The organism is Pseudomonas sp. NPDC096950, assembly GCF_044762525.1.
Classification (GTDB): Bacteria; Pseudomonadota; Gammaproteobacteria; order Pseudomonadales; family Pseudomonadaceae; genus Aquipseudomonas.
In genome coordinates, this window is the sequence record NZ_JBIWEL010000002.1 from 1 (window position 1) to 26548 (window position 26548).

Here is a 26548-nt window from a genome sequence, read left to right on the forward strand (position 1 = left end):
GATGACGTCGGATTGGATAGCTTTTAAGTGTAAGAACAGGTCGTCACCGGATTGTGGAGTGATGAAGCCGAAGCCTTTTTAATCGTTTATCCACTTAACGGTACCGGTTTGGCGATTAGACATGGTGTAACTCCTTGAACAAAGATAACTGCGACGCAGGAAGAACCCTGGCCGAGACTGAGAGCAAAGAGCAGGAAAAATTCTTGTAGATGGTTGGATCGAAATTCAACATATCGTGTAGAGATTCTCAGTGACACAAGCAGCACAGTGGCGCCACCTTAACCCTTTTTCCGGAACGTGCCAATGCTTCTTGCGAAGGTTTCTCTGTTTTCGTGACTGACGGTGCATCTTATTGACCCCAAGGCCCTGCAATCAGGGGGGATCGGCGAGAATTAATACCTGCGCTTTGAACCCGGAGCGCGCGCCTAGTAAGATGCCGGACAGAATTTTTCCACCTCGCTATTCAGGACACCCGCCATGAGCATCAAATCGGACAAGTGGATTCGCCGCATGGCGCAAGAGCACGGCATGATCGAACCGTTCGTCGAGCGCCAGATGCGCGGCGAAGGTGCCGAGCGGCTGATTTCCTACGGCGTGTCGAGCTATGGCTACGACGTACGCTGCGCCGGTGAATTCAAGGTGTTCACCAACATCAACTCGGCAATCGTCGATCCGAAGAACTTTGATGAAAAGAGCTTCGTCGATGTGACCAGTGATGTCTGCATCATCCCGCCGAACTCGTTCGCCCTGGCGCGCACCGTGGAATTTTTCCGCATCCCGCGCAACGTGCTGACTATCTGCCTCGGTAAAAGCACCTACGCCCGTTGCGGCATTATCGTCAACGTGACGCCGCTCGAGCCTGAGTGGGAAGGCCACGTGACCCTGGAATTCTCCAACACCACCACATTGCCGGCGAAAATCTACGCCAATGAAGGTGTCGCACAGATGCTGTTCTTTGAATCCGACGAAGAGTGCGAAGTCTCCTACAAGGACCGTGGCGGCAAGTATCAGGGCCAACGCGGCGTCACCCTGCCACGCACCTGATCCGTCCATCTGACAGTTCACGGGAATTCTTCTGCAGGTAGACACTCTATTGGGTGTACTGCCCGGTTTGCGCACAGCGAACCGGGCCACTGCTCAGGAGTGCTCCATGAAGATCGATCCGCAAATCAGCGCCGAACTGGCTAGGCTTGAGCCCAATCAGGTCGGCGTTCTGGCCTGGTCCTTGTTGGCGCATCCGCCAATCAATATGGCAGGGGGCATCCCCGGCCAACCCGATCCCGATACCCCCAACGAACAGCCTACCGAACCCGGTGAGCCAACCCTGCCGGATGAGCCGCCTCCGGCGCCTGTTGCCTGATACCTGCTGTTGAAAAAGAATGGCCAGTCAGCTGTAGTCTCTGAAGACTTCAGCTGACTGGCCATATTTCGTCGTCGCCGATGACAAAGATCCTACAGCTCTCGTCCGCTTCGACTTGATACCCGCCGGTAAACGCACCGAATGCGGGCAACAGGCTGATTTCCGTCCCCAGCCTGAAACACGCAAGGCGCAAGCTTTGACGCCCTCTGCCGTTCAGCCGATAAACCGGGTGCACGTGCCCCGCTAGGACATGGCGGCCGGGGTGGGGATCCGGTTCATGCTGCAGGGCAAACGGTCCCAGCAACATTGGTTCGGGCACCACGCGGATGTTCAGCGAGGCCGGCGGATCTCCCGCCCGTTTGTCATGATTGCCGCGAATCAGCGTCATCGGCAGATCGCGATGGCGTTCTCGCCAGCCTGTCAGCGCCTTCAAGGTGTCCACGGCGTGTGAACCGGGCCCGTGGAGGAAGTCACCGAGGAATATCAACTGACGACAGGGCAGGGCCGCCAGCAACCCATCCAGCACCGCGATGTTTTGCGCAGTCGTACCCCGAGGCACGGGTTGACCGAGGCTGCGATAGGCCGCCGCCTTGCCGAAATGCACATCGGCGATCAATAGCGCTTGCTGGGCAGGCCAGTAAACCGCTTTCTCGGGTAGCAGCCAGAGATCTTCGCCGGCCAGGCGCACGGGATAAGACGTGCCCATCAGGCTTTCCCGGTCTGCGCGGTTTTCTCGAGATCGCCGACCATGCGCCGGATTCGATCCGCCAGTTTTTCGGAACTCATGCTTTCGCGCATCCGTTCCACCAGCAGTGGAAAACCTAGTGGTGTAGGACGTTTGATCTGATGCAAGTCGAATCTCAGGTTGTTGATGCGGGCCAAGGTCTGCTCCAGTCGCCGAATATCCAATTCTTCCCGTAGGACTTCTTCCCCGGCTTGGGCCAGTAACAAATTGTCGGCGTCGTATTGTTTGAACACTTCGAAAAACAAGCCACTCGATGCCTGGACCTGTCGCGTACTTTTCGGCGCGCCGGGGTAGCCGGCGAACACCAGGCCGGCAATCCGCGCGATCTCGCGAAAACGCCGCAGCGCCAGTTCGCCAGCGTTCAGGCTGTCGAGCACGTCGGGCAGCAGGTGCTCGGCGTTGAACAAATCGGGATTCAGATGTAGAGACCAGTCAATGGGTGTTGCGCTGAGCAATTCCAGACCGTAATCGTTGACCGCAATCGAAAACGTCACCGGTTGCCGCTGACTGACCCGCCACGCCAGCAGGCTGGCCAACCCCAAATGCACCTGGCGCCCGGCGAAGGGATAGAGGAACAAATGCCAGCCCTCGCGCGACTTAAGTGCCTCAGCCAGCAGCGAACTCTCGGTCGGCAAACCGGACCAGCGTTGCTGCACCTCCAGCAGTGGACGCAGCGCGGTCATTTCCGGGCCGATGAAATGACCCGATGCCGCTGCACTGAAACGCGCGACCACGGCCTGGGCCAGCTCACTGGACAATGGCATGCGCCCACCATTCCAACGCGGTACTGCGGCTTTTTTTACATTGCTGCGCCGTACGTACGCGGTCATGTTTTCGACGCGCACCAGCTCCAGCAAACGTCCGGCGAACAGAAAACCATCGCCGGGTTTGAGCCGGGCGATAAACCCTTCCTCGACACTGCCCAGCGTCTTGCCACCGCCGCCCTTGCTCCAGAACTTCAACTGAATGCTCGCATCACTGACGATGGTGCCGATGCTCATGCGATGGCGGCGTGCCAAGCGTGCATCCGGCACACGCCAGATGCCCTGTTCATCGGGCTCGACCCGGCGATAATCCGGATAGGCTGTCAGGGAAAGTCCGCCGTAACGTACGAAGGCCAGCGCCCAGGCCCAATCCGCCGGCGTCAGGTCACGATAAGTCCAGGCACTGCGGACTTCTTCGTACAGTTCATCGGGAATAAACCCACCGCCCAAAGCGATGCTGACCAGATGCTGCACTAACACATCCAGCGGTTTATAGGGTGACTCACGAGGTTCGATCCGCCGTTGTGCCACGGCATCTTGCGCGGCGGCCGCTTCGATCAGTTCCAGGCTGTGGGTCGGCACCAGCGTCACCCGCGAGACGCGTCCTGGCGCATGCCCGGAGCGTCCCGCCCGCTGCATCAGCCGCGCCACGCCTTTGGCCGAGCCAATTTGCAGCACGCGTTCCACCGGCAGGAAGTCCACGCCCAAGTCCAGGCTCGACGTACAGACCACGGCTTTGAGGTGCCCGTCCTTGAGGGCCCGCTCAACCCAGTCACGGGTATCTCGGGACAGCGAACTGTGATGCAAGGCAATCAACCCGGCCCAATCCGGGCGCGCCTCCAGCAAGGCTTGATACCAGATCTCCGACTGGGCGCGGGTGTTGGTGAACACCAGGCTGCTGGGGCTGGAATCGATCTCGGCGACCACTTGCGGCAACATTTTCAAACCTATGTGCCCGGCCCAAGGGAAGCGCTCGATGGCCGGTGGCAACAGGGTATCGACGCGCAGGTCCTTGCTGGTCTGCCCCTGGACGCTGATGCCGCCACCTTGTGGGATCAGGACTTGTTCGGCGTGGGATTGATTACCGAGCGTCGCGGAAACGCCCCAGACGATCAATTCGGGATGCCAACGACGCAATCGGGCGAGGGCCAATTGCAGCTGCACGCCGCGCTTATTGCCGAGCAGTTCGTGCCATTCGTCGACCACCACCATGCGCAAAGTCGACAACGCGGTTTGCGCATCGGCCCGGGCGAGCATCAGGGTCAGGCTCTCCGGGGTCGTGATCAGTGTGGTGGGCAGGCGTCGGCTCTGTCGGGCGCGTTCGCTGCTGCTGGTATCACCGGTGCGCAGGCCGACGCTCCATGGAATCTGCAAGTCGTGCAACGGCGCCTCCAGGGCGCGCGCGGTGTCGGCGGCCAAGGCGCGCATCGGAGTTATCCACAGCACGGTCAGCGGTTCGGCAACCGGTTTGCGTTTACGCGGTGTTTCAACCGGCGCGACGCAGGAGGCAAAGCGATTGAGTGCTCCGAACCACACCGCATAGGTTTTACCGGCGCCGGTGCTGGCATGCAGCAACCCGGACTCGCCACGTTTAATTGCGGTCCACACCTGTTTCTGAAAGGCGAACGGCTTCCAGCCACGGAGGGTGAACCATTGTTTGGCGTAATCGGGGGAGGTTCCCATGCCGGCGGTTTGCGCTCTGAAAGTGTTCTTTCAGTGACCGCGGCGGGATACGACAAGTTTGAATTGCTTTATTTTTTGTGGGAGCGGGCTTGCTCGCGAAGACCTCTTGTCAGGCAGCATCATCGTTGCCTGACAAGAGGCCTTCGCGAGCAAGCCCGCTCCCACAGGGGATCGTGCAATGCGTTACTTGAGATTACCGCTGAGGAACTGCTTCAACCGCTCGCTCTTCGGACTGCCCAGCACATCCTCCGGCGCGCCTTCTTCTTCCACCAACCCTTGGTGCAGGAACAACACCTGGCTCGACACTTTGCGGGCGAAGCTCATTTCGTGGGTCACCATGATCATGGTCCGGCCTTCCTCGGCCAGGCCCTGGATCACGCGCAGTACTTCACCCACCAGCTCCGGGTCGAGGGCCGAGGTCGGTTCGTCGAACAGCATGACTTCCGGCTCCATCGCCAGTGCACGGGCAATCGCCACCCGTTGTTGCTGGCCACCGGAAAGAAACGCCGGGTACTGGTCGGCAACGCGCGCCGCCAGGCCCACCTTGTCGAGGTAGCGTCGGGCACGGTCTTCGGCTTCTTCCTTGCTGCAACCCAGCACCCGGCGCGGGGCCATGGTGATGTTTTCCAGCACGGTCATGTGGCTCCACAGGTTGAAGTGCTGGAACACCATGGCCAGGCGCGTGCGGATGCGTTGCAGTTCATCGGGATCGGCCACGTGCATGCCGTGACGGTCCTTGACCATGCGGATGTCTTTGCCATCCAGGCTCATGGCGCCGTCGTTGGGTTGTTCGAGGAAGTTGATGCAGCGCAGGAAGGTACTTTTCCCCGAGCCGCTGGCGCCGATCAGGCTGATGACGTCGCCGGTGTTGGCCTTGAGCGAAACACCTTTGAGCACATGATGGTCGCCATAGCTTTTATGCAGGCCGTCGATGGTCAATTTATACATGGGGCATGCATCCTCAAGGCGAAAGTAGGTAGCCGCTGCGATAGGCTTCGGTGCCCGCGACGTGGGCGATCACCATGCCGGCAGTGGCCATGCGTCGCAGCGAACGGGCGTACATCAACCCGGCGGCGGTGCAATGGATGGGGGTGACGCGATCGTTGATCGGGTCGATGATTTCGGCGATCAGTTGCCCGGCGTCCAGGTATTGCCCCGGCACCGCGCAGAACACCAGCAACCCGCCAACCGGCGTGGCCACCGGTTCAACGCCGGCCAGCGGCGTGGCCGGGTAGGGCAGTTCGGGCAGGGGCGCCGCTTCGCCGGCGATGGCGCCGAAGTGAATCAGGTAATCGATCAGCGCCTGGCAGTCGTTGCTGGCCAACGGGTGATACACATCGCCCTGGCCGCGCAATTCGACGGTGACCGAGAAGCTGCCCAACGGAATATCGAAGTGCTCGCCGAAGCGTTCCTTCAACTGCCACCAAAGCAGCGTGAAACATTCATCGAACGACTGACCGCCGGAATCGGTAGCCAGCAGACTCGCCTCGGCACCGATGTAGCGCGCCAGCGGCTCGACCTGCGGCCAGGCCTCGGGCGTGGTGTAAAGGTGTGCGACGGCTTCGAAATCGCAATGCAGGTCCAGCACCATGTCCGCGTCACAGGCCAGCCGTTGCAGGGTCAGGCGCTGGGATTGCAGTTGCGTGCCGGCGGTCTGGCGGGCGAGGGCGTTGCGCAGGCTGGTGCGGATCAGTTCGAGGTTGTGCCGCGAATCGTCGCCGAGCTGGCCTTCGATCTCGTTGCCAACCTCTTCGCTCAAATCCACAAACCAGCGATTGAAGTTCTGCCCGCTCTCCAGCTCGTAGCGGCCCAGCGGCACATCCATCAGCACCTGTTCCAGGCCCACCGGGTTGGCCACAGGGACCAACACGATTTCGCTGCGCAGGCGCCCGGCGGCTTCCAGCTCCGCCAGGCGTTGCTTGAGGTGCCAGGCCACCAGCATGCCGGGCATTTCATCGGCGTGCAGGGACGACTGGATGTAGATCTTGCCTTTGGCCGACGCGGGGCCGAAGTGAAAGCTGTGAATCTGTCGTGCGGTCCCCGGCAGCGGGGCCAGCAAGTCATGTATCTGGTGGCGCATTTGCAGAGAGTCCTAGTGGGTCGGCCCGAGGAAGGCCAGCCATCGGCGTTCGGCGAGACGGAACAGGCCGACCAGCGCAAAGGTCACGGTCAGGTAGATCAGCGCGGCGATGCCGAACGACTGGAAGGTCAGGAAGGTCGCCGAGTTGGCGTCCCGCGCGACTTTCAGGATGTCGGGGATGGTCGCGGTGAACGCCACGGTGGTCGAGTGCAGCATCAGGATCACTTCGTTGCTGTAATACGGCAACGAGCGACGCAGGGCCGAGGGCATGATCACGTAGGCATACAGCTTCCAGCCGGTCAGACCATAGGCCTTGGCCGCTTCGACTTCACCGTGGTTCATGCTGCGGATCGCCCCGGCGAAAATCTCCGTGGTGTAGGCGCAGGTGTTCAGGGCGAAGGCGAGGATGGTGCAGTTCATTGCATCGCGGAAGAACGCGTCCAGCACCGGTTGCGCACGAATGGCAGCCAGGCTGTAGATCCCGGTGTAGCAGATCAGCAACTGGATATAGAGCGGCGTGCCTCGGAACAGGTAGGTGTAGAACTGCACCGGCCAGCGAATGTAGAAGTGCGGCGACACCCGGGCGATGGACAGCGGGATCGACACCAGAAAACCGATGAAGATCGACGCGCTGAGCAGCCACATGGTCATGGCCAGGCCGGTGATGTGGTAACCGTCGCTATAAAGGAAGGGTTTCCAGTATTCCTGCAAGAGTTCGATCATCGTACGGCCTCCCGGGAGCCGGCGGCGTAGCGGTGTTCAAGCCAGCGCAGGACGAAGTTGGAGGCGCTGGTGATCAGCAGGTAGATCAACGCGGCGAGGACCAAAAAGTAAAACAATTGATAGGTGCTTTTACCGGCGTCCTGCGCAGCCTTGACCAGGTCGGCGAGGCCGATAATCGACACCAGCGCGGTGGCCTTGAGCATCACCATCCAGTTGTTACCGATGCCCGGCAGGGCGAAGCGCATCATCTGCGGGAACACCACGATGCGGAAACGCTGGCCACGTTTGAGGCCATACGCGGTGGCGGCTTCGACCTGGCCCCGTGGCACGGCGAGGATTGCCCCACGGAAAGTTTCAGTGAAGTACGCGCCATAAATGAAGCCCAGGGTGATGACCCCGGCGCTGAACGGGTTTATCTCGATGTATTCCCATTCCATGTACTCAGTGAACGTCGTCAACCAGGTTTGCAGGCTGTAGAAAATCAACAGCATCAGCACCAGGTCCGGCACGCCGCGAATCAGCGTGGTGTAGAGCTGGGCAGGCAAGCGCACCAATTTGGATTTCGACAGTTTGGCACTGGCGCCCAGCAGGCCGAGCAACACGGCCACCAGCAGCGACAACGCCGATAATTTGATGGTCATCCAGGTGCCTTCCAACAGCAAGGGACCGAAGCCCTTCAAGCTGAAGGCTGAGAGCCCCAGGTTTTGTAAGAGGTTTTCGAACATAAATCAGCAACCTGATCGAATAAAAAAAGCGCCCATCGCGAGATGGGCGCCGGGCATTATTTGCCGCTGTACAGATTCAGATCGCCAAAGTGTTTCTTCTGAATGGTGGCGTAGGTGCCATCGTCGTGTAACGCTTTGATACCTTTATCCAGAAGTGCCTTCAGGTCTTTGTTACCTTTCGAGATACCGACAGCAGTTTTGGCTGGCAGCAGTGGCGCATCAATCGGCTTGCTGACTTCGTAATCGGCGCCCTGTGGCGACTTCAAAAAGCCCAATTCGGCTTGCAGCATGTCCTGAACCCCGGCGTCGAGACGACCGGAAGTCAGGTCCGAATACACCTGATCCTGGTTCTGATAGGCCTGGGTTTTCACGCCAGCCTTGTCCAGAACGGCTTTGGCGTAGGCTTCCTGGATGGTGCCTTGTTCGTAGCCGACGGTTTTGCCCTTGAGCGAAGCCACGTCGGTGGTAATGCCAGAACCTTTCTTCGACACGTAAGCGGTTGGGCCAGAGAACAGCTCGCTGGAGAAGTCGATGACTTTTTCGCGGGCTTCGGTGACGGTCATCGAAGAGATGACACCGTCGAATTTATTGGCCTTGAGGCCCGGAATCATGCCGTCGAAATCGCTTTCGACCCATTTGCACTTGACCTTCAGCTCGGCGCAGATCGCATTGCCCAGATCGATATCGAAGCCCACCAGGCTGCCGTCGGCCGCTTTGGACTCGAAGGGTGCGTAGGAAGGGTCAACGCCAAAACGCAGTTCTTTGTACTCCTTGGCCAGCGCGGAGCCGGCAGCCATGCACAACGCCAGTGCAGAAAGGGTCAGCAATGCTTTTTTCATTATTCAATCCCTAAGAACCAATATGAGCGCTTGTGGCGCAGAATTATTGTTACTGGAAAGCGTAAGACCTAATGAAAGTAGCAATTTCCGAACCAGAGTCCCGAACAAGCGTTTTAAAAGGTGATTAAAGAAAAGGATGTGACGCATTTGTGCACGAAAATGGGCGGCGGAAATTTCTTGCACCAATATAGATCATATCGGCACAGATCCACTGTGGGAGCGAGCCTGCTCGCGAAGACGGAGTCTCAGTCAAATTAGTGTTAGCTGATACACCGCTTTCGCGAGCAGGCTCGCTCCCACATTTTTATTGGGTTTAGCTCAGTAGGTCTTGCAGGGTTGAGAGGTTATCCGCGTCCTCGACCGTCTTATCCTGCCGCCAGCGCAACATCCTCGGAAACCGCACTGCGATCCCGCTCTTGTGGCGCCGGGACAGGGCAATTCCTTCAAACCCCAGCTCAAACACCAGGCTCGGCTTCACGCTGCTCACCGGCCCGAACTTCTCCACGGTGGTTTTGCGCACGATGCTGTCGACTTGACGCATTTCCTCGTCGGTCAGGCCCGAATACGCCTTGGCGAACGGCACCAGCGTGCGCTCGCTGGCGTCGGGCGGGCCGTCCCATACGGCGAAGGTGTAGTCGCTGAACAGACTCGCCCGGCGGCCATGGCCCCGTTGGGCATAGATCAGCACCGCATCGACGCTGAAAGGCTCGACTTTCCATTTCCACCAGACGCCCATGTCCTTGGTTCGTCCCACGCCGTACAGCGCATCCCGGGCCTTGAGCATCATGCCTTCGACTCCGAGTCGCCGCGACGCTTCCCGTTGTTGGGCGAGGTCGAACCAGTCTTCACCGGTCAGCACGGGTGAGGCCAGTAGCACCGGGCTGTTGCACCGGGCGATCACCTGCTCCAGTTGGGTGCGCCGTTCGGCCTGGGTGTGGTTGCGCCAGTCTTCGCCTTGCCATTCCAGCAGGTCGTAGGCGAGTAACACCACCGGCACGTCGTCGAGGATTTTCTTGCCCAGGGTTTTACGGCCGATGCGTTGTTGCAGCAGGGCGAAGGGTTGCACCGCCGGGGGCGTTGTCGATTGCGGGTCGAAGGCGTCCTCGGTGATGGGATGGGTCGATTTCCAGGCGACGATTTCCCCGTCGATCACCGTGCCGTCGGGTAAGCCGTGGGTCAGCACATCCAGTTCGGGAAAACGCTCGCTGACCAGTTCTTCGCCCCGGGACCAGATCCACAACCGGCCCTCGCGCTTGACCAGTTGAGCGCGGATGCCATCCCACTTCCATTCCACCTGCCATTGGCTGGCCGGGCCGAGCAGCGCCTCGAACTGTTCCACCGGTTGTGACAGGGCATGAGCGAGGAAAAACGGGTACGGCTGGCCGCCCCGTTGGGCATGTTCGTCGTCAGAGGGCGGCGCGATGAGTTTGAGGTAGTGGGCCGCCGTCGGGCGATTGGACAGGTCGGTGTAACCCACCAGCCGCTGAGCCACGCGCTTGCTGTCGAGCCCGGCCATGGCGGCCAGCGCCCGGGTCACCAGCAACTTGGACACGCCGACGCGAAAACTGCCGGTGATCAACTTAATGCAGAGCATCAGGCTGGGGCGGTCGAGTTGCGCCCACAGGGCCGGCAGGCGCTGGGCCAGAAACTCCGGGGTTTCACCGCGCAGTGGCAGCAGTTTGTCTTCGATCCACACCGCCAGGCCTTCGGTAGAACTGTGGGGCGCTTCGGGTAGCACCAACGAAATGGTTTCCGCGAGGTCGCCGACCGCTTGATAACTCTCTTCGAACAACCATGTCGAGAGCCCGGAAATCTCTACCGCCAACTCCCGCAATGCGCGCACTGGCACCAACTGCCGAGGCCGGCCGCCGGACAGGAAATACACCGCCCACGCGGCATCTTCCGGCGCGGCCTGGGCGAAGTACACCTGCATCGCCGCCAGTTTGGCGTTGCTCGAGGTGGTGGCGTCGAGTTCGGCGTACAACTCGGCGAAGGCTTTCATGGTTGCACCTCGGCAATTTCCACGACAACGCCGTGGTCTTCTTCATCATCGCCGTATTCGGTGCTGAAACCCTGGGCATCCAGCCCTTGTTCACGCAGATGCCGCACCAGCACCGCGACCGAGCCATGGGTGACCATCACCCGTTCAGCCCCGGTCTGTTCGATGGCCCAGAGCAGGCCCGGCCAGTCGGCATGGTCCGACAACACGAAGCCCCGATCCACACCGCGCCGCCGCCGCGTGCCGCGCAAGCGCATCCAGCCGCTGGCGAAGGCGTCGCTGTAGTCGCCGAAGCGGCGCATCCAGGTGCTGCCACCGGCTGACGGTGGGGCAAGGACCAGGGCCTGGCGCATGATCGGGTCGTTCTTTTTTACATCGCCGGCATAAATCGTTGGCGGTAGATGAACGCCACTGTCGCGATAAACCTGGTTGAGCGGTTCCACCGCGCCATGCACCAGAATGGGGCCGAGGCTGGCGTCGATGCCATGGAGAATGCGCTGGGCCTTACCGAAGGAATAGCAGAACAACACGCTGGCTTTTTCGGCAGCGATGTTGGCCCGCCACCACTGATTGATCTCGGCAAACACCTGGGCCTGGGGCTGCCAGCGATAGATCGGCAGGCCGAAGGTCGATTCAGTGATGAAGGTGTGGCAACGCACCGGTTCGAACGGCGCGCAGGTGCCGTCGGGCTCAATCTTGTAATCCCCCGAGGCGACCCAGACTTCACCGCCGTATTCCAGGCGCACCTGGGCCGAGCCGAGTACATGGCCGGCGGGGTGAAAACTCAGGGTGACGCCGTGGTGCAGCAAGCGATCGCCGTAGGGCAGGGTTTGCAGGTTGATGTCCTGGCCCAGGCGCGAACGCAGGATCCCTTCGCCGGGGGCGGCAGCCAGGTAATGTTGATTGCCGGTGCGGGCATGATCGCCGTGAGCGTGGGTTATCACCGCGCGCTCTACCGGACGCCACGGATCGATATAGAAATCGCCGGCGGGGCAGTACAAACCTTCGGGACGCGCGATAACAAGGTCCATGTCGTTACCAAAATGGGGGGCTTGTTAGCTAGGAGGTTTTTGCGAGGCGAGAAGTTCTATCGAGTTTTAGCGAGATGATCGTTCCCACGCTCTGCGTGGGAATGCCTCTGGGGACGCTCCGCGTCCAGTGACGCGGAGCGTCACGGGCTGCATTCCCACGCAGAGCGTGGGAACGATCAGTCATTGTGGGAGCGGGCTCGCCCGCTCCCACATTGGGTCGGTGTTAAGCGTTATTTCCCCGGTGTCAGGGTCAACCGCGCCTTGCCATACGCCTTGTCAAAGTTCTGCGGCTGCATCGGCAGGCTCATGTATTGACCCTTGAGCCACGGGTCGATGCTGTCGAGGTAGTTCGGGCTCGCCGGGTTACCGGACTGACCCGTACCGTTTTGCCCCATCAACGGTTCGGCCTGGCCGAAGTCGACGATAAAGCGCATGGACGGCGCCAGCGTGGTGTTGAAGTCCTGGCCCCAGGCGAACGCCGCCGTGTTCAGCGTGGTGTGATCGCCGCCGGCCGCCAACGGACCGCGCACGGTCTGGCCACTGGCATTCTTCCACTCGTAGCGGTGCAGTTTGCCCCACTGCCAGGCTTTGTGATCGCCGCCCAACTGACTGTCGCCGGCACTGATGGCCGCCGCCAGGCTGCGGGCGAGGATCGCTGGTTTGTCTTCTTTCTGCGGGGTGCGCGCGTCATCCCAGAACGGGCTGTCTTCGCGCCCGAGCAGGTGATCGGCCTGGGCCGCGTAGGACAACTTACCGTTCGCGATAAAGGCTTTCCACGCCGGGCTGCTTTCCGGGCCCAGTTCGTCGAGGAAGATCTGCTTGGCGCTTTCCTGCAGGAACAGTTCGTAAATCGCCGCGTCGGCAGAGGTCGGGCTGAGTTTGCCGTCGAACGCCATCAAACGCGTCAACGCCTCGCGCGCCTTGCCGCGATCAGCTTCCGGCAACGCTTCGATCGCCTGTTTCAGCGGCTGGGCCATGCCCGGCGCATCAAACATTTTCTTCAGCTTGGCGGCGAACGTGGTGGTCTGGTCGTACTGCATGGCGATCAGGCTACGTGTGTCGTGCTTGCCCGCGCCGGCCAGTTCGGCCATGCGCTCGCCACGTTCCGGGGCGGACCAGGAATTGGACAATTGCATGCCGTAGCCGTGGGGGATAACCCGTTGGTTGGCGGTGCCGAGCCAGCCTTGGGCCGGGTCCTGGTCATACGGGTGCAGCATCGGGTCGGCGTAACCGTCCCAATCGTAGCGACCTTCCCAGCCCGGCGACGGCAACAGGCCTTCGCCTTCGCGACGGTTCGGGTAGCGACCGGTGACTTGCCAGCCGATGTTGCTGGCGTCGGCAAATACCAGGTTCAGGGCGATGGCGCGGATTTCACGGCTGGCGTCCGAGGCTTTCTCGACGGTTTGCGCGCGGGACAGGTCGAAGAACGCGTCCAGGGTTTTGTCGTCGGTGAAGCTTGGAGTCTGCAAGGCGAGGCCGAAACCGTTGGCCATGGTCAGGCCCTGGGCGCTGTTGAGCAGCGGCCCGTGGCGGGTTTCGTACACCGCTTCGCGCAGAGGCCGCTGGCCTTTGACGAAGTAGGTTTCGTTACGCACCACCACCGGCTGCCATTTGCCATTGGCTTCGTAGGTCAGGCCATTGCCCTGGCGTTTGATTTTTTCCAGGAACAGGTCCTGGTTGTCGCCCATGACCGTGGTCATGCTCCACGCCACTTTGCCGTTGAAACCGCCGAGAACCATCGGCAGGCCGGCGATGCTGACGCCCGCCGCCTGATATTTCGGCGCGCGGATCTGCACGTAGCTGAACAACGACGGCACGCCCATCGGGCCGTGGCTGTCGCTGGCCAACAGGCTTTTGCCGCTGCGGCTGCGTTGTGGACCGATGGCCCAGTTGTTCGACGAGGTGGCGCCCAGCAGATTCAGGTCGGAGAGTTGCCCGGTGGCCTTGGTGATTTCCGTCAGGCCCGGAATCGCGCCGTTGAGCTTGATGCCCTGGAGCTTGTCGGCTTCGGCCACAGGCAGTTTTTCGTCCGGGGCAGACGGCGTCAGCCACGCAAGCTTGTCGGTGGTGACGGTTTGGGCGAGCACCAGCGAGGAAATTTCTTCCGGCAGGTTGGCCGACTGGCTGAAATTCAGCAGGCAGAAAATCAGCGCCGAGTCTTCCGGCTTCCAGTATTCAGGCTTGTAGCCGCTGGCGGCGAGATCGGCCGGCAGCTTGTCGCGGTAGCGGAACAGGTAGGCGTTGACACCCCGGGCATACACTTCGAAGAAGCGCTTGAGCCGTGGCGAAGAGGCTTTGTACAGCTCACCGGCGCTTTTCTTCAGGTTGACGGCGCGCATGTAGCGGTCGGCGTCGAGCAGGTCCGGGCCGGACATTTCCGCCAGACGGCCCTCGGCCAGCAGGCGCATGGTCACCATTTGCGTGAGGCGGTCGCTGGCGTGGACGTAACCGAGGGCAAACAGCGCGTCGTGGAAGCTGTTGCTTTCGATCAACGGCATGCCCATGGCATTGCGTCGAACCGACACGTTCTGCGCCAGGCCCTTGAGCGGCTGCACACCGGAGGTTGGCGGGAGGGTGTCCTGGGTGTTCCAGGTCTGACAACCGGTCAGGCTCAAAACACCGGCCACTGCTGCGGCAACGCCGAACCGGGGAAGAAAATGTGTGAGGGCTGGCGAGGCCATGGCAAAGCTCCTGCGGGGGTAGTAACGCAATAAAGGCGCTACGTTAGTGAGCAGGAGGTGGCCGCGCAAGCGCCGGCGGGGTTATTTCTTCACCGTGATCGTTCCCACGCTCTGCGTGGGAATGCCTCAGCGGACGCTCCGCGTTCGGCTTTGGAGCGACGCGGAGCGTCCTGGGCTGCATTCCCACGCAGAGCGTGGGAACGATCAACGGTCAGGATTTCGGCGGATTGACCTTCGCCGCAATCGCATACGCCTTCACCGTCGCCGGACGGTTCTGGATGTGGTTGAACCAGCGCAGCACATTCGGGAAGTCTTCGAGGTTCTGGCTCTGCCACTTGTGGGACACGATCCACGGGTAAATCGCCATGTCGGCAATGCTGTACTCGTCACCGGCGACGAACTCATTGTTCGCCAGTTGCTTGTTCAGCACGCCGTAGAGACGGGCGGTTTCATCGATGTAGCGTTTGATCGCGTAAGGGATTTTCTCCGGTGCGAACTGACTGAAGTGATGATTCTGCCCGGCCATCGGCCCGAGGCCGCCCATCTGCCAGAACAGCCATTGCAATGCCTGCTGACGCCCGCGCAGGTCTTTGGGCAGGAACTTGCCGGTCTTCTCCGCCAGGTACAGCAGGATGGCCCCGGACTCGAACAGCGACAACGGCTCGCCACCATCGGCCGGCTCATGATCGACAATCGCCGGGATTCTGTTGTTCGGGGAGATTTTCAGGAATTCAGGCTTGAACTGGTCGTTCTGGGTGATGTTGATCGGGTGCACGTTGTACTTGAGGCCGGCCTCTTCGAGGAATACCGAGATTTTGTGGCCGTTGGGGGTGGTCCAGTAATACAGGTCGATCATGGAGTGCTCCAAAAAATAGACGTCGTTAGGGACGGACAGCAACCGCTCGCATTAGGTCGTCCTGTTTGCACCGGAGAGCTTGCCTGTAGGAAGAGGTGATGCTGAAGTGCGTGAAATTCAATGACCCGACATGAGAAAAGTCAGCATGGAGCTCAAGACCAACGCGGCGCTGATCATCATCGACCAGCAAAAAGGCATCCTGCATCCCAAACTCGGGCGTCGAAATAATCTTCAGGCCGAGGAGCGCATCCTCGATCTGCTGGCGTTTTGGCGCAGAACCGCGAGGCCGGTGATCCACGTGCAACACCTGTCCCGCTCAGCGGAATCGGTGTTCTGGCCCGAGCAATCGGGTGTGGAGTTTCAGGAACGGTTTCAGCCATTGCCCGGCGAGCAACTGATTCAGAAACAGGTGCCGGACGCGTTTTGTGCGACGGGGCTGGAGGCGGGGCTGCGAGAGGCGGGGATTGATCAGTTGATCATCGTTGGCGTGGCAACCCACAACTCGGTGGAGTCCACGGCGCGCACAGCCGGCAACCTGGGGTTTGAGGCGTGGGTGGCGGAGGATGCGTGTTTCACCTTCGACAAGGCGGATTTTTTCGGTAAGGCGCATTCCGCTGAAGAAGTGCATGCCATGTCGCTGGGGAATTTGCATTGCGAATACGCGACGGTAGTCAGCACCGCGCAGATTTTGAATCCCAACTGAAACCCCCTGTGGGAGCGGGCTTGCTCGCGAAAGCGGCGGCACATTCAACATCACTGTTTCAGACACACCGCTTTCGCGAGCAAGCCCGCTCCCACAGGGGATGTGTGGTGACCACAATATGGGGTCTCACACAGCTCAAATGTGGGAGCGAGCCTGCTCGCGAAGGCGATTCAACCGGCGAAAACGATCTCCGCGCGAAGCGTCAAGCGCCGTGGCACTTCTTGAATTTCTTGCCGTTGCCGCATGGGCAAGGGTCGTTGCGGCCGACGTCTTTCAGGGCGTTGCGCACCGGTTCCTGGTGAGCGTGGCCGCAGTTCGGGCCGTGGACATGGCCATGGTCGTGATCATGGTGGTCATGGGCATGATCGTCGTGATCGTGATTGCAGTCTGGGCCATGGACATGGGGTTGCTGGGTCATCGGGGTTACTCCGGAATTAAATCGGCGGGGATTATCACGCCATTACGCGCCAGGTGCACGTAGTGCGCGATGAATAAACCGGTTTCCAGTTCACCTTCCAGACGATAGGGGATGGGTTGCTTGGGACTTTTCAGCATTTTCACCAGGTCGCGAATCTTCGGCCACAGGTTGGTGCGGATCGGTACTTTGAAATAGGCACTGCGCTTGGGACCCACGGTGAACCAGTGCTCGTGCTCGCCTTCGGTCAGCAGCATGTCGCCCAAATGAATGCGGTATTCGAGGCTGCGGACGGTCAAGTCGCTGTCGTTGGGGTTATCGACGCGAAAGTGCAGGAGGAATTTCTGTTCCAACAGCTTGGCACGTACCACTTCGACTTTGACCAGATGCACCTGAGGGTCGGGCTCGTCGTTGCTGAACCAGGACATGCAGCCGCCCAGGCTCAAGAGGACGAGCAGGGTGAGTAGATGTAAGGCGCGGCGCTGACTGGTCATGGTGGTGGTTCTCCCTTGAGAACCAGTCTAGCCTTTAAAAGATCGCAGCCTACGCGCCGAAATACCCCGCGCAACACTTCTTGAATTTCTGCCCGCTCGCGCACGGGCAGGCGTCGTTGCGCCCAGCCTTGAGCTGGACGGTCGGGTCGATGAAGTACCAGTGACCGTTGTTCTGCACAAACGAGGAGCGCTCGCGGTGACTGTGTTCACCACCGCCATCGTGCCAGCGCGCCGTGAACGTGACGAAAGCGTGTTCCGGTTGACCGCCAAACACCTCGGAGCTTTCCACTTCCAGGCCCAGCCAGGTGCTTTGGGCGCTCCAGTCGCTGATGGACTGGCGATCGAGCCCAGCCTGTTGGGCGGGCAGGGTGGTCGCCACCAGATAGTCGACCAGCCCCAGCACATAGGCGCTGTAGCGCGAACGCATCAGGGCCTCGGCGCACGGAGCCGGATGGCCGGCATGGTAATGACCGCAGCAGGCATCGAGCAGGGTGCCGCTGCCGCAAGGGCAAATGGATGTACTCATTGCGTTACCACCAGTATTTCCCGAAGTTTTCCGGATTGGCCCAGAACCGTGAATTGAGCCAGTCGGGCACCTGTTTATAGTCAAGAAGATCATAGGTGAACAGCGTCAACACCTGCTCATCGCGCTGGAAGCGTTCGCTGGCTTGCAGGGCCAGGGAGAAAAAATCGGTTTCCTGCCAGCCGCTGGCCGGCAAGTCCGCCAGTACCGCGATGCGACTGGCGTTGAGGTTGCGGATCCCGCCGAGCAGGTTCAGGCCGTCGCGCTTGGGCAGGTGCTCCAGGCAATCGACCACCAGCGCCAGGTCAAAGCGCCGCGCTGCCAGCTCCGCCGGCAATGGCCCCGGTTCCGCATGGGCGACGCAACTGTCCGGGTGCGCGAGCTTGAACGCCTCCAGTGCCGGGAACTGGCTGGCGCCGATCAGCAACAGGCGCGCCGGTGCGTAGCGGTCAAGCAAAGCGGCCAGTGCCTGCTGGGGCGTGCGTGAAGAAATACCTGCAATCATCAAAGATCCTCAATCAGAACTGCCAAGACTAGCCTGCCCCAACGTTCGGGCCTAGAGCCGCTGAGTGGCAAAAGTGCCGATCTGCCGTGAACATTGGGTAAAACGGCGATGGCCTATTGCTGGCGGAGATTAAAACTCGGGTCTTTACTCCCTGAATCGGTTTTAAGCCGATCCCTCAGGAGAAAACTAGATGAGCATAGTTCGGACAGCATTACCCTTGGTTCTGCTAACCAGTGTGTTGACTGGTTGCGCAGGTTTGCAGAAAACCGACTGGCCGACCTGTGCGGCGGTCGGCGGTGTCGTGGGTGCCGGTCTCGGCGCGACCGAAAGTTCGGCGTGGGCGGGGTATGGCGCACTGCTGGTCGGTGGCACGGCAGCGGCTTATTGCTGGGTGCACGGCGATGGCGATGAAGACGGCGATGGCGTGCCGGACAGTCGCGACAAGTGCCCGCATACGCCTCGCGGCGTGCAAGTCGATGCCGACGGTTGCCCTCCGCCACCTGTCCCTGCACCAGTGGTTGAAGAGGCCGTGGTGGTCAAGGAAGAAACCATCGTCATCCGCGATGTTCACTTCCAGTTCGACAAAGCCACGCTCACTCCTTCCGATAAAGAGGTGCTCGACAAAGTCGCGACTCGCCTGAAACAGGAATCGTCCACCGCGCGCCTGACCGTGACCGGTCACACCGACAGCGTGGGCAGCGATGCCTACAACCAGAAACTGTCGGATAAACGTGCGCATTCGGTGGTGGAATACCTGATCCACGATGGCGTACCACGCAGCAGCTTCGTGTCGGTAACCGGTAAAGGCGAAAGCCAGCCAGTGGCCGATAACAAAACTGCGGACGGCCGCGCGTTGAACCGTCGCACCGAAATCAAAATCGAGCGTTAAAAGTCCCTTCCGCTCCGCGGCTTGTGCAGTCGCGGATGCGGGTCTTTACTCCTGTGTAACCGGTATGGGCCGGTAACACAGGAGCATTCACAAATGAGCGTTCTCACAAGGACCGTCTTACCGGTTCTGCTGCTTGGCAGCCTGTTGACCGGTTGCGCTACTCACAGCGATGGCACTGCCCCCTTGAATCAACGTACCTGGCCGATCTGCAGCGTCATTGGCGGACTGGTCGGCGGTGGCCTGGGTGCTATCGAAAGTGGCGGTTGGGCGGCCGGTGGTGCGGCGCTCGGTATCTTGACCGGTGGCTTGATCTGTTACGCCCAGGATGGCGACGAAGACAGCGACGGCGTCTTCGACCGCCGCGATCGTTGCCCCGATACGCCGGAAAACACCCCGGTCGATCATCGCGGTTGCCCGCTGCCGCAATACCCGGCCAGCGTGAAACCCGTCGAACCGGCACCGGTCTCCGAAGTCATCACCCTGAGCGATGCCGGCAACGTGCTGTTCGCGTTCGACAAGTCCGACCTGACTCCAGCGGCCCGCAGCCAACTGGATGCATTGATGGGCAAGTTGCAGAACGCGGACGTGGTCAGCATCAAGGTGGTGGGCCATACCGACAGCAAAGGTTCGGACGCTTACAACCAGGCCTTGTCGGAACGTCGCGCCAGCAGTGTGGCGGCCTATCTGCTGAGCCAGGGTCTGGCGCCGAACAAACTCACCAGCGAAGGCAAGGGTGAAAGCCAACCGGTGGCCGACAACGAAACGGAAGAAGGGCGTGCGAAAAACCGACGTGTGGAATTGCACATCAACCGCTGACGCATGACGCAGAACCTTGATTTAGAGCCGCCGGGCGACGAAAGTCGGCAATCCGGCGGCCATGTTGAAGAATTTTCTGTTGCCCTCTGGCGCATTCCTTGTGGAAGCCGTTACTGTGCGCTCAAAGAATAATTCTCAACGGGGGAGCGTATGAAGGTGTTTTGGGGGCTGGGGAAGCTGTTGACCCTGCTGTTCTGGTTGGTGGTGCTGGTCAATCTGCTGATCCCGTTTATCAATCCGCTGCACCTGTTGGTCAGTATGGCCGGAGCCCTGCTGGCGACTATCCATTTTCTCGAAGTGCTGCTGTGCAACCGCAGCCTCAAAGGTCGCGCCCATCCGTGGCGTGATCGCCTGAAGATCCTGTTCTTTGGCGTTTTCCACCTGCAAACCATTCCGGCCCCGGCCGTACCAGGGGCTTCCCATGCGTAAACTCTGCCTGCTCGCTGCACTCATCAGCCCATTGGCCTGCGCCCAGGTCGTGAGTGTCGAAACCAACTCCCTGATGCGCTTGCCGAACACCGCCAGCACGTTGCAGCTGGAAAAACTTGAAGTCGCCGACTACGGCACCTTGCTGATTCCCTCGAACGTGACGGAAGTGACGGTGGGCGAATTGCACCTGGGGCGTGACGCGCGGATCGCCATCGTGCCCGGCGAACAAGCGCTGGAACTGAAAGTCAGCCGCGCCGAACTGTCCGAAGGCAGCCTGATCACCGCTCGCGGTGCGCCGGGGACCTACCTCAAGGCTGCGCGCTCCGGGCGTAACCTGAATTTGCTGATCAAGACCCTGAACGCACCGACCTTGACGGTCGATGCGCGCGGCGGTGCGGGTGCGCCAGGGTTTGTCGGTCTGGATGGCGCCAACGGCGAGGATCCGGGTTGCACCTGGGGCCAGGCCGGTCGCGGTTTCGACGGCAGCAATGGCAGCGACGGCCAGCCCGGCGCGCCCGGTGCACTGGTGCGCCTGCAAGTGCCACGGGATTACCCGGCGGAGCAAATCAAGGTTCAGGTCGCGGGCGGTGCCGGTGGTCTGGCCGGGCCTGGCGGTAAACCGGGGGCGGGCGGCAAGTCCAAGGGATGCCTGGTTTACAAGGCTGATGGCGGCAAGAGCGGTCGGCCAGGGGTTGATGGCCAGCCAGGGCCTACGGGTGCGGCGGGGGCGGTGACGGTTCAGCGGTTGTAATTGGGTTTTGGGGTGGGTCAATTAGAACCACCCCTCACCCCAACCCTCTCCCCAGAGGGGAGAGGGGGAAAGGGAGCCGATTTTCATGCCGTTCAAAACTTGAGTTCGGCTTGGACTTTCAGGTCGATGTAACTCAAACAAACAACTCGGTCAGTCCCCTCTACCCCTTGGGGAGAGGGTTAGGGTGAGGGGTGGATCCTGAGTCCAGCACAAAACTCAAAATCCCCCCAAAACCATCAAAACATCGGCCGAGCCGCCGCAATCGCCACCAACACCAACCCGACAATCAGATTAATCCCCACCAACTTGCGAATCTTCCCTAGCGCCGCCGCACCCGCCGGCCAGTCCTGCGCGTCCACCGCTGTGCGCAGCTCCGGCAGCAACAATGCCTGAATCCGGATAAACAGCGCGGTCATCACCACGTACAAGCCCATCATCACCTGCACATAGCGCGGTGCCGCCTCAAACCCGGCGTATTGCAGATGAATCATGCCCACACCGCTGATCGGCAAAAGCACCACCGCGACCCAGACCCAGCGGAAAAAACCTTGAAACACTTCTACCCACAGCTTCAACCGGCCGGGGCCTTCCAGGGCCTTCATCGCCGCCGGGCGCAGGACCATCCAGGCGAAAAACATGCCGCCGACCCACACCAGGGCGGACAGGACATGCAGGGTATACACGAGGCTAAAAGCGGTCATTGAGGTACTCCGTTCTGCGCGGGATTAATTAGCGCGGTATGATAGCCGCCATCCGAAACCACTGAAAATTTATCCAGCGTTTTTTGCGCCCGACAATCCATGATCAGCACCGAACTCAAAACCACGATCCAGGGCGCCTACACGCGTTTTCTTGAAGCCAAGAGCCTCAAGCCGCGCTACGGCCAACGCCTGATGATCGCCGAAATTGCCAAAGTCCTCGGTGACATCGACACCGACGACGAAGGCCGGCGCAGTGGCGACCCCGCGATTGTCGCGGTGGAAGCCGGCACCGGTACGGGCAAAACCGTGGCCTACAGCCTGGCGGCGATCCCGACGGCCAAGGCTGCGGGCAAACGCCTGGTGATCGCCACGGCCACCGTGGCCCTGCAAGAGCAGATCGTCTACAAGGATTTGCCCGACCTGATGCGCAACAGCGGGCTGAATTTCACTTTCGCCCTGGCCAAGGGCCGTGGGCGCTACATGTGCCTGTCCAAGCTCGACATGTTGCTCCAGGAAGGCCATGCGCAAACCGCCACCGCGCAGCTGTTCGAGGAAGAAGGCTTCAAGATCGAAGTGGATGAGGCCAGCCAGAAGCTGTTCACCAGCATGATCGAGAAGCTCGCGGGCAATAAATGGGACGGCGACCGCGACAGTTGGTCCACCGCCCTCGAAGACGCCGATTGGGCGCGCCTGACCACCGATCACAGCCAGTGCACCAACCGTCATTGCCCGAACTTCGGTCAGTGCGCCTTCTACAAGGCCCGCGAAGGCATGGGCAAGGTCGACGTGATCGTCACCAACCACGACATGGTCCTGGCGGACCTGGCCCTGGGCGGCGGCGCCGTGTTGCCGGACCCGCGCGACACCATCTACGTGTTCGACGAAGGCCACCACTTGCCGGACAAGGCAATCGGTCACTTCGCCCACTACACGCGCCTGCGTTCCACCGCCGACTGGCTGGAAACCACTGCCAAGAATCTCACCAAATTGCTGGCCCAGCATCCGTTGCCGGGGGATCTGGGCAAATTGATCGAACAGGTGCCGGAGCTGGCGCGGGAGATCAAGACCCAGCAGCAGTTCATGTTCACCGCGTGCGAGCAAGTTGCCGATTTCAAACCCGGCGAAGACGTCGAAGGCCGTGAACGCCCGCGTCATCGTTTCGTCGGCGGGGTGATTCCCGAGCACATGCGCGAGATGGGCGTCGAGCTGAAGAAAGCCTTCGCCCGCTTGACTGACTTGTTCACCCGCCTCACCGAACTGCTCAAGGAAGGCATGGACGGCGAGGTCAACATCGGCATCGCCAGCAACCAGGCCGAAGAGTGGTATCCGCTGTTCGGCAGCCTGTTGTCCCGTTCTTCGGGCAACTGGGAGTTGTGGACCGCATTCACCGCCGAAGACCCGGAAGACAACCCGCCGATGGCCCGTTGGCTGACCCTGGCGGAAAGCGGCTCGCTGTTCGACATCGAGGTCAACGCCAGCCCGATCCTTGCGGCGGAAATGCTCCGGCGCAATTTGTGGAACGTGGCTTACGGCGCGCTGGTGACCTCGGCGACGCTGACCGCACTCGGTACGTTCGACCGCTTCCGCATGCGCGCCGGCCTGCCGAAAAAAGCCGTGACCGCCGTGGTCCCGAGCCCGTTCCACCACGCCGACGCGGGCGTGCTGCGGGTGCCGGACCTGAAAGCCGATCCCCGTGACGCACCGGCTCACACCGCCGCGATCATTCGTGATCTGCCGTCGCTAGTGGAAGGTTCCCGGGGCACTTTGGTGCTGTTCTCTTCGCGCAAACAGATGCAGGACGTGTTCGACGGGCTGGACCGCGACTGGCGCAAACAAGTGTTCATTCAAGGCAACCTGTCGAAACAGGAAACCCTGAACAAGCACAAGGCGCGAGTCGATGGCGGGGATTCCAGCGTGCTGTTCGGCCTGGCGAGTTTCGCTGAAGGCGTGGATTTGCCCGGTGCCTATTGCGAACACGTGGTGATCGCGAAGATTCCGTTCTCGGTCCCTGATGATCCGGTGGAAGCCGCATTGGCCGAGTGGATCGAAGCCCGGGGCGGTAATCCGTTCATGGAAATCTCCGTGCCGGATGCCTCGCTGAAACTGGTCCAGGCCTGCGGTCGCTTGCTGCGTACCGAAGAAGATCGCGGCACCATTACGTTGCTCGATCGGCGCCTGGTCACCCAGCGTTACGGCAAAGCCATCCTGAATGCGTTGCCTCCCTTCCGACGTGAAATTTCCTGATACACGCGTGGGCAGTTTTGCCCACCGCGTTGTCTATCTCTCTGTCATCGCTTTTCCATTGGCCATTGTTGGTCGTTAGGGAGAATTTCGTTCTCATGATTCGTCGTTCGTTGCCTGCTGTATTTGCCCTGTTGTTCGCAACGCCCTTGCTCGCCGCGCCCGCCGGCCAGCAGACGCTGTTCAACTTTGTTCGCCCCGCCGACGTGGTCCAGGTGGCGACCCAGGACGCCAGCCTGCCGCAATCCAACGCCGAGCAAACGGCCGAAGGCGAAGTGCTGCGCCGGGTGACTTTTAACCCGGTGGCCAAGCCTACCTTGCGCCTGACCCCGCAGACCGGCGCCTGGGACTGGTCGCAGTCAGGTGCCATGAGCCTGCGGGTCCAGAGCGCGATGAACTGGGCCTTGACCCTCTATGTGACCATCCAGAGCAACGACGGCAAGACCCTGGTCAGCCGCGTCGATCTGCCGGCCGGCCCGGCGCAAACCCTGCTGGTGCCGCTGGTGGCCAGTTCGCCGCTGAGCCAGGGCATGAAGGCCGGCCCGCCAATGCCTATGACGGTCGACGGTCAGCGCGTGTTGCTTGCCAGCAGCAGCGGTGAACTGGATCGCAGCCAAGTGGTGTCGGTGAGTTTGTCGATGGACCAGCCGAAAGTCGCCCAGAGCATCCTGCTGGAGCGCTTCGGTGTGCAGGACGGTGAGGACGTGAGCAAAGCCGTATATGGCGCTCTGGTAGACGCTTACGGCCAATCGACCCGGGCCAAATGGCCAGAAAAGGTCAGCAGCGACGAGCAACTGAAATCCGCTGCCGTGAAAGAACAGCAACAACTGAAGACCTGGCTGGCCGAACGCGAAAAGTCGTCCCTGGACAAGTTTGGTGGCTGGAACAAAGGCCCGTCGTTCAAGGCCAGCGGTTTTTTCCGCACCGAGAAGCGTGACGGTCGCTGGTATCTGGTGACACCAGAAGGCCATCCGTTCTATTCCCTCGGCGTGAACACCGTTGCCCCGGACGTCGATCAAACCTACATCGCCGGTCGCGAGTGGATGTTCGAATCCCTGCCAAAACCCGATGAACCACTGGCCAGCCACTATGGCGAAGGCGATAACCGTGGCGGCAACGGCGCCGATCAGGGCCGGGCCTACAACACCGGGCGCTGGTTCGACTTTTATGCGGCCAACCTGCAACGCCTTTACGGTCAGCCCTGTGCGGTGACCAGCGAAACCAAGGCCGGTGTGGCCGAAGCGTCCAAGGCTGATGCGGTGGCGCAGACGGCGGAAAAAGCCGCTGAGCAACCCGTCGCGCCTTCGACGGCCGAATCCGGTATCGCCGAAGCGGCCAAGACCAACGCCGCCGAAGCCACCGTTGCCAAAGCGGTCGAGCCCTGCAAAGCGCTGGTTGATGAGCAACGCTGGACCCATCACACCCTGGATCGCCTGCAAGCCTGGGGTTTCAACACCGTCGGCAACTGGAGTGAACCGGCGCTGGGCAACGCGGATCGCGTGCCGTACACCTTGCCGCTGTCGATCGTCGGCGATTACGCCAGCATCAGCACCGGTACTGACTGGTGGGGCGGCATGCCCGACCCGTTCGACCCGCGTTTCGCCATGGCCACCGAGCGTGCCGTGGCCATTGCGGCCCGGGATCACCGTGACGATCCATGGCTGATCGGCTACTTCGCCGACAACGAACTGGCCTGGGCCGGTCCCGGTGATGACCCGAAAGCCCGTTACGCCCTGGCTTACGGCACCTTGAAAATGACCACCGATGTACCGGCCAAACGTGCATTCCTCAAGCAACTGCGTGACAAATACCGCAACCAGGCGGGCCTGTCGAAAGCCTGGGGCATCGACCTGCCGGCGTGGGAATTGATGGAAGACCCGGGCTTCGTGGCACCGCTGCCAAGCGCCGAGCACCCGGAAATCGAAGCCGACTACAAATACTTCCAGAAGGTCTTTGCGGACACCTACTTCAAGACCATTTCCGACTCGCTCAAGTGGCACGCGCCGAACCAGTTGTTGCTCGGCGGCCGGTTCGCCATCAGCACCCCGGAAGCGGTCGAGTCCTGCGCACAGTACTGCGATGTGTTGAGTTTCAACATGTACACCCTGCAACCCCAGGACGGTTACGACTTCGCCAAACTGCGCAGTCTGGATAAACCGGTGCTGATCACCGAGTTCAACTTCGGCTCGGCGGATCGCGGCCCGTTCTGGGGCGGTGTGACACAACTGGCCAAGGAAGAAGACCGCGGTCCGGCCTACGCCAACTTCCTGAAACAGGCGCTGAGCGAGCCGTCGATTGTCGGCGTGCACTGGTTCCAGTACCTCGATCAGCCGGTGACCGGTCGTCTGCTGGACGGCGAGAACGGCCACTTCGGCCTGGTGGGCATTACCGATGTGCCGTTCCAGGGCTTCGTCGACAGTGTGCGTAAAAGCAACCTGGCGACCGTCGATCAACTGGGCAAAGAGGCCGAGAAGGCCAAGGCCGAAGCGGATAAAGCCAGCCATGCGGCCGAAGGCGGCAGAAAAGCCGACGCCGGCAAAGGCCCGGGGCAGGGCGCCGGGCATGCGGGTGGGCATTCCGGGAATGGGCATTAAG

General features: G+C 60.9%; 25 protein-coding genes and 1 pseudogene. 9 read left to right on the forward strand and 17 right to left on the reverse strand.

The features are described from left to right. Window positions 1–123 (reverse strand): annotated as a pseudogene (locus ACIQY3_RS04325) (cold shock domain-containing protein); the annotation flags it as partial. Window positions 124–477: 354 nt separating this feature from the next. Here ACIQY3_RS04325 and dcd point away from each other — a divergent pair. Continuing rightward, window positions 478–1044, forward strand: a complete 567-nt coding sequence (gene dcd / locus ACIQY3_RS04330) for a dCTP deaminase (protein ID WP_054047011.1) — start codon at window positions 478–480, stop codon at window positions 1042–1044. A gap of 106 nt (window positions 1045–1150) precedes the next feature. After that, entirely contained in the window at window positions 1151–1360 is a 210-nt protein-coding gene (locus tag ACIQY3_RS04335) for a hypothetical protein (protein WP_054047009.1), read from the forward strand. A 49-nt stretch (window positions 1361–1409) separates the two neighbouring features. Here the strand turns inward: ACIQY3_RS04335 and pdeM are convergent, their stop codons facing one another. From pdeM to ACIQY3_RS04390, 11 genes are all read right to left on the reverse strand, one after another. Continuing rightward, on the reverse strand, window positions 1410–2066 hold the full coding sequence (gene pdeM / locus ACIQY3_RS04340; protein ID WP_403017673.1) for a ligase-associated DNA damage response endonuclease PdeM: 657 nt from the start codon (window positions 2064–2066) through the stop codon (window positions 1410–1412). Then, a complete protein-coding gene (locus tag ACIQY3_RS04345) occupies window positions 2066–4552 on the reverse strand; it encodes a ligase-associated DNA damage response DEXH box helicase (RefSeq protein WP_403017675.1) in 2487 nt (828 codons plus the stop codon). Before ACIQY3_RS04345 ends, pdeM begins: the two co-directional genes overlap by 1 nt. A gap of 183 nt (window positions 4553–4735) precedes the next feature. Next, on the reverse strand, window positions 4736–5500 hold the full coding sequence (locus ACIQY3_RS04350; RefSeq protein WP_403017677.1) for an ABC transporter ATP-binding protein: 765 nt from the start codon (window positions 5498–5500) through the stop codon (window positions 4736–4738). 13 nt (window positions 5501–5513) lie between these two features. Next, on the reverse strand, window positions 5514–6632 hold the full coding sequence (locus ACIQY3_RS04355; protein ID WP_403017679.1) for a succinylglutamate desuccinylase/aspartoacylase family protein: 1119 nt from the start codon (window positions 6630–6632) through the stop codon (window positions 5514–5516). A gap of 12 nt (window positions 6633–6644) precedes the next feature. Beyond that, entirely contained in the window at window positions 6645–7355 is a 711-nt protein-coding gene (locus ACIQY3_RS04360) for an ABC transporter permease (protein WP_123405927.1), read from the reverse strand. Then, entirely contained in the window at window positions 7352–8080 is a 729-nt protein-coding gene (locus ACIQY3_RS04365; protein WP_403017681.1) for an ABC transporter permease, read from the reverse strand. Before ACIQY3_RS04365 ends, ACIQY3_RS04360 begins: the two co-directional genes overlap by 4 nt. A 56-nt stretch (window positions 8081–8136) precedes the next feature. Next, entirely contained in the window at window positions 8137–8919 is a 783-nt protein-coding gene (locus tag ACIQY3_RS04370) for a transporter substrate-binding domain-containing protein (protein WP_213937465.1), read from the reverse strand. 313 nt (window positions 8920–9232) lie between these two features. After that, entirely contained in the window at window positions 9233–10921 is a 1689-nt protein-coding gene (locus ACIQY3_RS04375) for an ATP-dependent DNA ligase (RefSeq protein ID WP_403017683.1), read from the reverse strand. Beyond that, a complete protein-coding gene (locus tag ACIQY3_RS04380; protein WP_403017685.1) occupies window positions 10918–11949 on the reverse strand; it encodes a ligase-associated DNA damage response exonuclease in 1032 nt (343 codons plus the stop codon). The genes ACIQY3_RS04375 and ACIQY3_RS04380 overlap by 4 nt, the downstream gene beginning before the upstream one ends. Before the next feature lie 230 nt (window positions 11950–12179). Beyond that, window positions 12180–14630 (reverse strand): penicillin acylase family protein, encoded by a 2451-nt coding sequence (locus ACIQY3_RS04385; RefSeq protein ID WP_403017687.1) that lies wholly within the window; start codon window positions 14628–14630, stop codon window positions 12180–12182. Between the two features lie 211 nt (window positions 14631–14841). Next, complete coding sequence (locus ACIQY3_RS04390) at window positions 14842–15486, reverse strand: glutathione binding-like protein (RefSeq protein ID WP_403017689.1); 645 nt, start codon at window positions 15484–15486, stop codon at window positions 14842–14844. A gap of 145 nt (window positions 15487–15631) precedes the next feature. Between ACIQY3_RS04390 and ACIQY3_RS04395 the strand changes: the two genes are divergently transcribed. Continuing rightward, window positions 15632–16189 carry a cysteine hydrolase family protein gene (locus ACIQY3_RS04395; protein WP_403018128.1) on the forward strand — a complete coding sequence of 186 codons (558 nt, stop codon included), beginning with the start codon at window positions 15632–15634 and terminating at the stop codon, window positions 16187–16189. Between the two features lie 202 nt (window positions 16190–16391). Here the strand turns inward: ACIQY3_RS04395 and ACIQY3_RS04400 are convergent, their stop codons facing one another. From ACIQY3_RS04400 to ACIQY3_RS04415, 4 genes are read right to left on the reverse strand one after another with little or no spacing between them, the layout of a single operon-like run. Next, complete coding sequence (locus ACIQY3_RS04400; protein WP_054046981.1) at window positions 16392–16607, reverse strand: SEC-C metal-binding domain-containing protein; 216 nt, start codon at window positions 16605–16607, stop codon at window positions 16392–16394. Between the two features lie 5 nt (window positions 16608–16612). Then, window positions 16613–17098: an LEA type 2 family protein gene (locus tag ACIQY3_RS04405; protein ID WP_403017692.1), complete on the reverse strand. Its 486-nt coding sequence runs from the start codon at window positions 17096–17098 to the stop codon at window positions 16613–16615. Window positions 17099–17147: 49 nt separating this feature from the next. Continuing rightward, on the reverse strand, window positions 17148–17624 hold the full coding sequence (locus ACIQY3_RS04410; RefSeq protein ID WP_403017694.1) for a YchJ family protein: 477 nt from the start codon (window positions 17622–17624) through the stop codon (window positions 17148–17150). A 4-nt stretch (window positions 17625–17628) separates the two neighbouring features. Then, a complete protein-coding gene (locus ACIQY3_RS04415) occupies window positions 17629–18126 on the reverse strand; it encodes a DUF6231 family protein (RefSeq protein ID WP_054046975.1) in 498 nt (165 codons plus the stop codon). Window positions 18127–18316: 190 nt separating this feature from the next. Here ACIQY3_RS04415 and ACIQY3_RS04420 point away from each other — a divergent pair, with 190 nt between their 5' ends. From ACIQY3_RS04420 to ACIQY3_RS04435, 4 genes are all read left to right on the forward strand, one after another. Next, a complete protein-coding gene (locus ACIQY3_RS04420; RefSeq protein ID WP_403017696.1) occupies window positions 18317–19015 on the forward strand; it encodes an OmpA family protein in 699 nt (232 codons plus the stop codon). A 93-nt stretch (window positions 19016–19108) separates the two neighbouring features. Beyond that, a complete protein-coding gene (locus tag ACIQY3_RS04425) occupies window positions 19109–19831 on the forward strand; it encodes an OmpA family protein (protein WP_123507340.1) in 723 nt (240 codons plus the stop codon). A gap of 150 nt (window positions 19832–19981) precedes the next feature. After that, entirely contained in the window at window positions 19982–20260 is a 279-nt protein-coding gene (locus ACIQY3_RS04430; RefSeq protein WP_403017700.1) for a DUF1145 domain-containing protein, read from the forward strand. Beyond that, the gene (locus tag ACIQY3_RS04435; protein ID WP_403017702.1) at window positions 20253–21011 is read left to right on the forward strand and encodes a collagen-like protein; all 759 of its coding nucleotides are present in this window, start codon (window positions 20253–20255) and stop codon (window positions 21009–21011) included. The genes ACIQY3_RS04430 and ACIQY3_RS04435 overlap by 8 nt, the downstream gene beginning before the upstream one ends. Window positions 21012–21247: 236 nt before the next feature. On the opposite strand, the gene ACIQY3_RS04440 is transcribed toward ACIQY3_RS04435, so the two are convergent. Continuing rightward, window positions 21248–21712 carry a CopD family protein gene (locus ACIQY3_RS04440; RefSeq protein WP_403017704.1) on the reverse strand — a complete coding sequence of 155 codons (465 nt, stop codon included), beginning with the start codon at window positions 21710–21712 and terminating at the stop codon, window positions 21248–21250. A 99-nt stretch (window positions 21713–21811) separates the two neighbouring features. Between ACIQY3_RS04440 and dinG the strand changes: the two genes are divergently transcribed. Further along, complete coding sequence (gene dinG, locus ACIQY3_RS04445) at window positions 21812–23956, forward strand: ATP-dependent DNA helicase DinG (protein WP_054615949.1); 2145 nt, start codon at window positions 21812–21814, stop codon at window positions 23954–23956. A gap of 95 nt (window positions 23957–24051) precedes the next feature. Beyond that, window positions 24052–26547, forward strand: a complete 2496-nt coding sequence (locus tag ACIQY3_RS04450) for a beta-galactosidase (protein WP_403017707.1) — start codon at window positions 24052–24054, stop codon at window positions 26545–26547. The last annotated feature ends 1 nt before the right edge of the window (window position 26548 follow it).

Excerpts from the sequence above, each read along its gene's own strand:
- ACIQY3_RS04395 (WP_403018128.1), top strand. The coding sequence starts at position 15,632 with ATGGAGCTCAAGACCAACGCGGCGCTGATCATCATCGACCAGCAAAAA.
- ACIQY3_RS04375 (WP_403017683.1), bottom strand. The coding sequence starts at position 10,921 with ATGAAAGCCTTCGCCGAGTTGTACGCCGAACTCGACGCCACCACCTCG.
- ACIQY3_RS04420 (WP_403017696.1), top strand. The coding sequence starts at position 18,317 with ATGAGCATAGTTCGGACAGCATTACCCTTGGTTCTGCTAACCAGTGTG.
- ACIQY3_RS04350 (WP_403017677.1), bottom strand. The coding sequence starts at position 5,500 with ATGTATAAATTGACCATCGACGGCCTGCATAAAAGCTATGGCGACCAT.
- ACIQY3_RS04365 (WP_403017681.1), bottom strand. The coding sequence starts at position 8,080 with ATGTTCGAAAACCTCTTACAAAACCTGGGGCTCTCAGCCTTCAGCTTG.
- ACIQY3_RS04355 (WP_403017679.1), bottom strand. The coding sequence starts at position 6,632 with ATGCGCCACCAGATACATGACTTGCTGGCCCCGCTGCCGGGGACCGCA.
- ACIQY3_RS04400 (WP_054046981.1), bottom strand. The coding sequence starts at position 16,607 with ATGACCCAGCAACCCCATGTCCATGGCCCAGACTGCAATCACGATCAC.
- dcd (WP_054047011.1), top strand. The coding sequence starts at position 478 with ATGAGCATCAAATCGGACAAGTGGATTCGCCGCATGGCGCAAGAGCAC.
- ACIQY3_RS04425 (WP_123507340.1), top strand. The coding sequence starts at position 19,109 with ATGAGCGTTCTCACAAGGACCGTCTTACCGGTTCTGCTGCTTGGCAGC.
- pdeM (WP_403017673.1), bottom strand. The coding sequence starts at position 2,066 with ATGGGCACGTCTTATCCCGTGCGCCTGGCCGGCGAAGATCTCTGGCTG.
- ACIQY3_RS04405 (WP_403017692.1), bottom strand. The coding sequence starts at position 17,098 with ATGACCAGTCAGCGCCGCGCCTTACATCTACTCACCCTGCTCGTCCTC.
- ACIQY3_RS04360 (WP_123405927.1), bottom strand. The coding sequence starts at position 7,355 with ATGATCGAACTCTTGCAGGAATACTGGAAACCCTTCCTTTATAGCGAC.
- ACIQY3_RS04415 (WP_054046975.1), bottom strand. The coding sequence starts at position 18,126 with ATGATTGCAGGTATTTCTTCACGCACGCCCCAGCAGGCACTGGCCGCT.
- ACIQY3_RS04410 (WP_403017694.1), bottom strand. The coding sequence starts at position 17,624 with ATGAGTACATCCATTTGCCCTTGCGGCAGCGGCACCCTGCTCGATGCC.
- ACIQY3_RS04335 (WP_054047009.1), top strand. The coding sequence starts at position 1,151 with ATGAAGATCGATCCGCAAATCAGCGCCGAACTGGCTAGGCTTGAGCCC.
- ACIQY3_RS04390 (WP_403017689.1), bottom strand. The coding sequence starts at position 15,486 with ATGATCGACCTGTATTACTGGACCACCCCCAACGGCCACAAAATCTCG.
- ACIQY3_RS04385 (WP_403017687.1), bottom strand. The coding sequence starts at position 14,630 with ATGGCCTCGCCAGCCCTCACACATTTTCTTCCCCGGTTCGGCGTTGCC.
- ACIQY3_RS04380 (WP_403017685.1), bottom strand. The coding sequence starts at position 11,949 with ATGGACCTTGTTATCGCGCGTCCCGAAGGTTTGTACTGCCCCGCCGGC.
- ACIQY3_RS04345 (WP_403017675.1), bottom strand. The coding sequence starts at position 4,552 with ATGGGAACCTCCCCCGATTACGCCAAACAATGGTTCACCCTCCGTGGC.
- ACIQY3_RS04435 (WP_403017702.1), top strand. The coding sequence starts at position 20,253 with ATGCGTAAACTCTGCCTGCTCGCTGCACTCATCAGCCCATTGGCCTGC.
- ACIQY3_RS04440 (WP_403017704.1), bottom strand. The coding sequence starts at position 21,712 with ATGACCGCTTTTAGCCTCGTGTATACCCTGCATGTCCTGTCCGCCCTG.
- dinG (WP_054615949.1), top strand. The coding sequence starts at position 21,812 with ATGATCAGCACCGAACTCAAAACCACGATCCAGGGCGCCTACACGCGT.
- ACIQY3_RS04450 (WP_403017707.1), top strand. The coding sequence starts at position 24,052 with ATGATTCGTCGTTCGTTGCCTGCTGTATTTGCCCTGTTGTTCGCAACG.
- ACIQY3_RS04430 (WP_403017700.1), top strand. The coding sequence starts at position 19,982 with ATGAAGGTGTTTTGGGGGCTGGGGAAGCTGTTGACCCTGCTGTTCTGG.
- ACIQY3_RS04370 (WP_213937465.1), bottom strand. The coding sequence starts at position 8,919 with ATGAAAAAAGCATTGCTGACCCTTTCTGCACTGGCGTTGTGCATGGCT.